A 5821-nucleotide genomic window follows, 5' to 3' on the forward strand; every position below is an offset into this window, starting at 1 on the left:
AGCCTCATTCGCCTTGGAACATGGGGGACGCGTCGCAATACCCGCCCGCCAAAATCAAACTGCCGCCCTACATCGTCGATACCCCGCAAGTGCGTGAGGATTTCAGCGACTACCTCGCCGAAGTCACCTATTTTGATGACCAAGTCGGCCAGATTTTGCAGCTACTCGATAAACATCAATTCAGCGACAACACGTTAGTGATGGTGGTGTCGGAACAAGGCAACTCGTTTCCCTTTGCAAAGTGGACGTGCTACAGCAACGGGCTACAATCGGCAATGATCGTACGTTGGCCGGGCAAGGTCCAACCGGGCACGGTCACCGATGCGATGGTCGAATATGTCGACGTGACGCCAACCTTCATCGCCGCAGCCGGAGCCGCCCCGCAACCTGACTTAGACGGCAAGAGCTTCATCCCTGTGTTGACCGGCGAAACCGACCAGCACAAATCGTTTAGCTACGGCATCATGACGACGCGAGGCATCATCAATGGCAGCGACGCCTATGCCATCCGCACCGTGCGAGGGCAACAGTACCGATTGATTTGGAATTTGAATCACGAAACCAAGTTCACCAACGCGTGTACCCAGGCCCGCTACTTTCAATCGATGGTCGATGTGGCCAAGGAGGGTGACAGCGACGCACAAGAACTGGTCAATCGATATTACTATCGTCCCGAGTTCGAGCTGTACGACTGCAACGTCGACCCGTTGGAAATGAACAACTTGGCCGAAAATCCCGAGTACATCAGTGTCATTAAAGAACTGAAACGCAAACTTGATCAGTGGATGGCGTCGCAGGGAGACGAGGGAATCGAAACCGAATACGACGCGATCCTGCACCAACACGCCTACAAGGGCATGACGCGTGAACAGGCTCGCAAGGCATGGGCAACGAAGAATTCCAAAAAAGGAAAGCAGCAAGGCGGTAATGGCAAGAAACGCAACGCCAACAAGTCCGCAGGGGAGTAGCCGTTTAGTCCTCAAACAAGCAACTCCTAATCTTAATCCTACTCTTGATCTTAATCCCGACTGCGCAAGCCCCGCTGGACCGCAGGTAATGAGAGAAGATTAGGATTGAGAGTACGATTAAGATTAAGAATCAAACGGCGGAAAAGCCCCCGGCCGAAACTCTTGGCGAATTTCGCTCGCGCTCGAACGTGGGCTAGCGAAGGTAGCGATCTCGACGCCAAATCGATACATTAATCGCATCCCTTGACGTTGCCTTGAACCAGGATTTGACAGGCTTTTGACGACACAATCGACAGAAACCAGCGAAAAGCTGAACCAGATAAAAAGCGAAATTGCCAAACATGTCGTTGGACAGCAGCCATTGATCGACCGGTTGATGTTGGCGCTGCTGTGCAATGGGCATGTGTTGTTAGAGGGTGTGCCTGGGATCGCCAAGACGTTGACGGTCAATTGTTTGGCCAAGGCGATCGACGCAGACTTTAGCCGCATCCAGTTCACTCCCGACCTGTTGCCGGGGGATCTCACCGGCACGTTGGTGTACGACCCGCGGCACCATGTCTTTACCCCTGAGAAAGGACCTGTGTTCGCCAACTTGCTGCTGGCCGATGAAATCAACCGGGCGCCGGCCAAGGTGCAATCGGCGCTGCTTGAAGCGATGCAGGAAAAACAGGTCACGCTGGGCAAAGAGACCTTTGATCTGCCGTCGCCGTTTCTCGTCTTGGCGACTCAGAATCCGATCGAGCAAGAGGGGACCTACGCGCTTCCTGAAGCCCAGGTCGATCGGTTCATGTTCAAGTTAAAAGTGGGCTACCCCAGCATGGACGAAGAACTCGTAATCATGCAGCGGATGGCAAAGACTCGTTCCGAGGTGAACATCCAACCGGTGCTATCGCTTGATGAATTGATGCAGATGCGAAGCACGCTCGATGCGACGTTCTTGGACGAAAAGATTGAACGTTACATCATCCGGCTGGTGGACTGTACACGTCATCCCGCAAAGTATGGACTGGATATCGAGCGTTATGTCCGATTCGGAGCGTCTCCACGCGCATCGATCTACCTGTCATTAGCGGCGCGTGGAAACGCGATGATGCAGCGGCGTGACTACACCGTCCCTCAAGATGTGAAGGATGTCGCCCATGATGTTTTGCGACATCGGCTGGCGATTTCGTATCGTGCGGAAGCCGAGTCGATCACGTCCGATGATTTGCTAGACCAAATGTTGTCAACGGTGCCGGTTGTCGAGTCATGATTCCTGATTCGCTTTCCAACGCCGACGCTCAACTTTCCCTATTAGAATTGAAATGCCGTCGCCCAGTCGAACATCTGCTGGCGGGCGAATATCACTCGGTTTTCCGCGGCCAAGGAATTGAATTCGAGGATGTGCGGCGATATCAGCCGGGCGACGATGTGCGATCAATGGACTGGAAAGTCACCGCACGGACAGGCGAACCCCACATCAAACGCTACATCGAACAGCGAGAGCAGTTTCTGTATTTGTTGGTCGACGTCTCGGCGTCGATGATCCAATCGAGCGGCGGTCGCAAACGCGCGCTGATCACCGAACTGTGTGCGCTGCTAACGATGGCCGCGGTTCGGAACAACGACCGCGTCAGTCTGATCCTGTTTACCGATCGTGTCGAAATGGTGATCCCGGCTGGAAAGGGTCGTTCGCATGCGTTGCGGATCATGGACACGATGCTGAACTTCGAGCCGACCGGTCGAGAAACCGCATTCAAGGCGGTGTTGAGCCGGTTTGGTCACATGGCACGAAAACACTCGGTAGTGTTCGTGATTTCGGATTTCTTGGCGTCCGACTACTTTGACGAACTCCGCGCATTGGCGGCCCGCCATGATCTGAATGCCGTCAATGTGCTTGATACGCAAACGCAGCTCGCCGCATCCACCGAACTGGTCCACATGGAAGACACCGAGACGGGATCGCAGCGTTATGTCGACCTGAAGTGCACGACCCAGCAAACCGACGAGCACCCTATCGCGCTGCAGGAACAAATGCTGCAGAGCGGTATCGGGTTGATGGAGCTGGGTGTGGACGAAGACTGTGTGACGGCACTGGCGAGCTATTTCCAGTCGCGGCATCGACGTGTTGCTGACGAGACGGGTGGCTAAATGTTGCGTTGTGCTCTCGGTTCCGTTTTACCGTTCGTGTTTATCGCGATCTTTGCAACCGTTACGTTCGCGGTGGAAATTGCGGCCCCCGGGGAAAGCAAGCTCACCTCGAAATCGTTTGGCATTACCGTACGGTTTATCCCTGACCATGCCAGCCCCGGGGACGTCGTGCAACTGCGGGCCGAGATGGACCGAGACGCATGGGGCCAGTTCGATTTGCATGTCCCTGCAAACCCAGACATGCACGCGATCACGGTGGAAAAAATCCCACTGCAATATCAGGACGGACGTTATCGACAGCAGCAAAGTTTGGTTTTACAACCCAAACGTTCTGGGTCACTGCGAGTGTCCGGTGCGACCATTGATGTCGTGACCTCGCGAGGCCGGCAAACGGTAACGGTCCCTGATCTGACGCTGGTGATTGAGCCAACCGGGATCACCGACACCGCGACGACGCCTGTGCCATTGCCGACCTCGACGCCCGTGCAGTCATCGCAGTCTCTGACGTTTTTTGCAGCCGCTGTCGGCATCGGCTTGGTGTTTTTGCTCGCGATCTTCGTTGTCGCTCGAAAACACCAGAATCGGCAACCCACGGCTGCACCGTCCACCTCGCAGTCACCGCCACCAACGGACGATCTCGTACATTTGCTGCAGTCCGGCCAAATGCCGCGTCACGAATTGGAACGGTTGCTGGCCGACCCGAACTTTACCGCATCGGTTGACGTGCGTGCGGCGATCGAGCGAGCGGTTTACGCCGAAGACTACGACACTGCGCAACTTGCCCACCAGTTGCAACAGCAGGAGGGAAGATGAGCTTCGCCTATCCCTGGCTGCTGCTGTTGTTGCCGGTTCCTGCGATATTGGCATGGCGGATGCGAATTGCGCGTCCTAGTTTGCCGGTCCCGTCGCTACAGCTTTGGCAACATACCGATCGCGGGCGTGCCCAGTACCTGTGGCTGCTGCCGCTGCTTCGCATCATCTCGCTGATGCTCTTGATCGTGGCATTGGCCAGACCGCAAGCGGGAAGCACGCACACGGTCCAGGTGTCCGAAGGAATCGCGATTGAGTTGTTGGTCGACGTCAGCAGCAGCATGGACATGAGCATCCAGCTGCCTGACAAAAAACAGAACAGCCGCATGCAGGTGGCCAAGGAATTGGTGGAACGCTTCATCGCGGGCGACGGCGAAAAATTGAAGGGACGCGAAGGCGATCTGTTGGGGCTGATCACGTTTGCGAGGTACGCCGACACACGCAGCCCGTTGACGTTTGGCCACGAAGCACTGCTGCAATTGGTTCGCGATCTCGAAATCCAACAGCGGCCCAACGAAGATGGCACCGCTTATGGCGACGCCTTGGCAATTGCCGCCGCCCGGCTGCGACAACTCGATGATCCCGAAGTTCGCGAGCGACGATCGTTCGAAAGTGAAATTTCCAGCCGTGTAATCATCCTGCTGACCGACGGAGAGAACAACTCGGGGCAACATTTGCCAGTCGAGGCCGCGGGATTGGCGAAAGAGTGGGGCTGCCGCGTCTACTGCATCAGCTTGGGAGACCACGCAGCTCCATCGAGATCCGCGCCGTCGTCGTCCGCACCACTTGCGGATCCACCGCTTTCCGAAGCCGAACGCGTGCTCGAACACATCAGCCACGAAACGGGTGGCATTTTTCGCACCGCTCACGATTTCGAGTCATTGTTGGCGGTCTATTCCGAGGTGGATCAACTAGAGCGTTCCCGCATCGTAACCCGTCAATACACGCGAGTCGCCGAGTGGTTCGGGTTGCCATTGGTCGTTTCGCTATCGATATTGATCATTGCTCTTGTGCTCGAAGCCACGTGGTTACGGACGGTGCCATGACATTCTTTACCCTTCAAAACCCGAGCATGCTTGGACTGCTGGTGATGCTGTTGCCGGTGGCGTGGTTGCTTCGCCGTGCGCAGCGTCGCCGAAAGACGGTTATCGATGCGATGGGCGGCGATCTTGGCCTGCGATCAAGATGGCGTGACCGGCTTTGCTTGGCGGCAACGCTGCTGTTGATCCTTGCGTTGGCGCGTCCAGGGATTTCGCCGCAGCGGCATTCGGTATCCAAGAGTGGTCGTGACGTGGTGTTTGTGCTCGATGTCTCGCAAAGCATGTTGGCCGAAGACGCTTATCCGTCGCGATTGGATGCCGCCAAGGACGCGATTCGTGACGCGCTGGACCACTTGCAATCCGAACGAGTGGCGTTGGTCGTGTACGCGGGCAGTGCCAACATTCTCTGTCCGCTGACGTTTGATTACGACTTTGTGCGATACGTGTTGGATCAAGCCACTCCGCGAACCGTCGATTTCGGCGGCACCACCTTACTATCCGCCACCGAAAAGTGTGCCGACAGCATCTTTACCGAGCAGCGCAACGGGATGCAGGATTTGATCGTCCTGACCGATGGCGAAGAACATGGGTCGCACAATCACCGAATCGCCAAACTACTGAACGAACACGCGGCGGTACTGTTGTTGGTCGGCATTGGCGACACGGCGGCGGGTTCACGCATTCCCATCACAGGTGACTACGGCGCGACGGAGTACTTGAAACACGACGGAGAATTTGTCACGACGCGATTGAACGAAAGCGGACTTCGAGAGCTTGCTCGTTTGGCGAGCGACGCCACCTACGTCTCGGCAGGAACGTCGGCATTTGATCTGGCTGGTCTGTATTGGCAATACGCGAGCGAGAAACCCATCG

The 5821-nt window shown here is 56.1% G+C and carries 6 protein-coding genes; all 6 read left to right on the top strand.

The genetic code is table 11. The annotated features are described in order from the left end of the window. On the top strand, positions 1 to 968 hold a 968-nt coding region (locus tag ABX962_RS28160; protein ID WP_372724444.1), incomplete at its 5' end, for a sulfatase/phosphatase domain-containing protein. A gap of 277 nt (positions 969 to 1245) precedes the next feature. Beyond that, positions 1246 to 2220, top strand: a complete 975-nt coding sequence (locus tag ABX962_RS28165) for an AAA family ATPase (protein WP_372724446.1) — start codon at positions 1246 to 1248, stop codon at positions 2218 to 2220. Beyond that, positions 2217 to 3098, top strand: coding sequence for a DUF58 domain-containing protein (locus ABX962_RS28170; protein ID WP_372724448.1), 882 nt, complete (start codon positions 2217 to 2219; stop codon positions 3096 to 3098). Before ABX962_RS28165 ends, ABX962_RS28170 begins: the two co-directional genes overlap by 4 nt. Further along, entirely contained in the window at positions 3099 to 3911 is an 813-nt protein-coding gene (locus tag ABX962_RS28175; RefSeq protein WP_372724450.1) for a hypothetical protein, read from the top strand. After that, positions 3908 to 4954, top strand: a complete 1047-nt coding sequence (locus tag ABX962_RS28180) for a VWA domain-containing protein (RefSeq protein WP_372724452.1) — start codon at positions 3908 to 3910, stop codon at positions 4952 to 4954. Before ABX962_RS28175 ends, ABX962_RS28180 begins: the two co-directional genes overlap by 4 nt. After that, positions 4951 to 5821 (top strand): VWA domain-containing protein (locus tag ABX962_RS28185; protein ID WP_372724454.1); only part of this gene is annotated, 871 nt, incomplete at its 3' end. The genes ABX962_RS28180 and ABX962_RS28185, both read left to right, overlap by 4 nt.

It is taken from the genome of Novipirellula sp. (genome assembly GCF_041583735.1).
Taxonomy (GTDB): domain Bacteria; phylum Planctomycetota; class Planctomycetia; order Pirellulales; family Pirellulaceae; genus Novipirellula.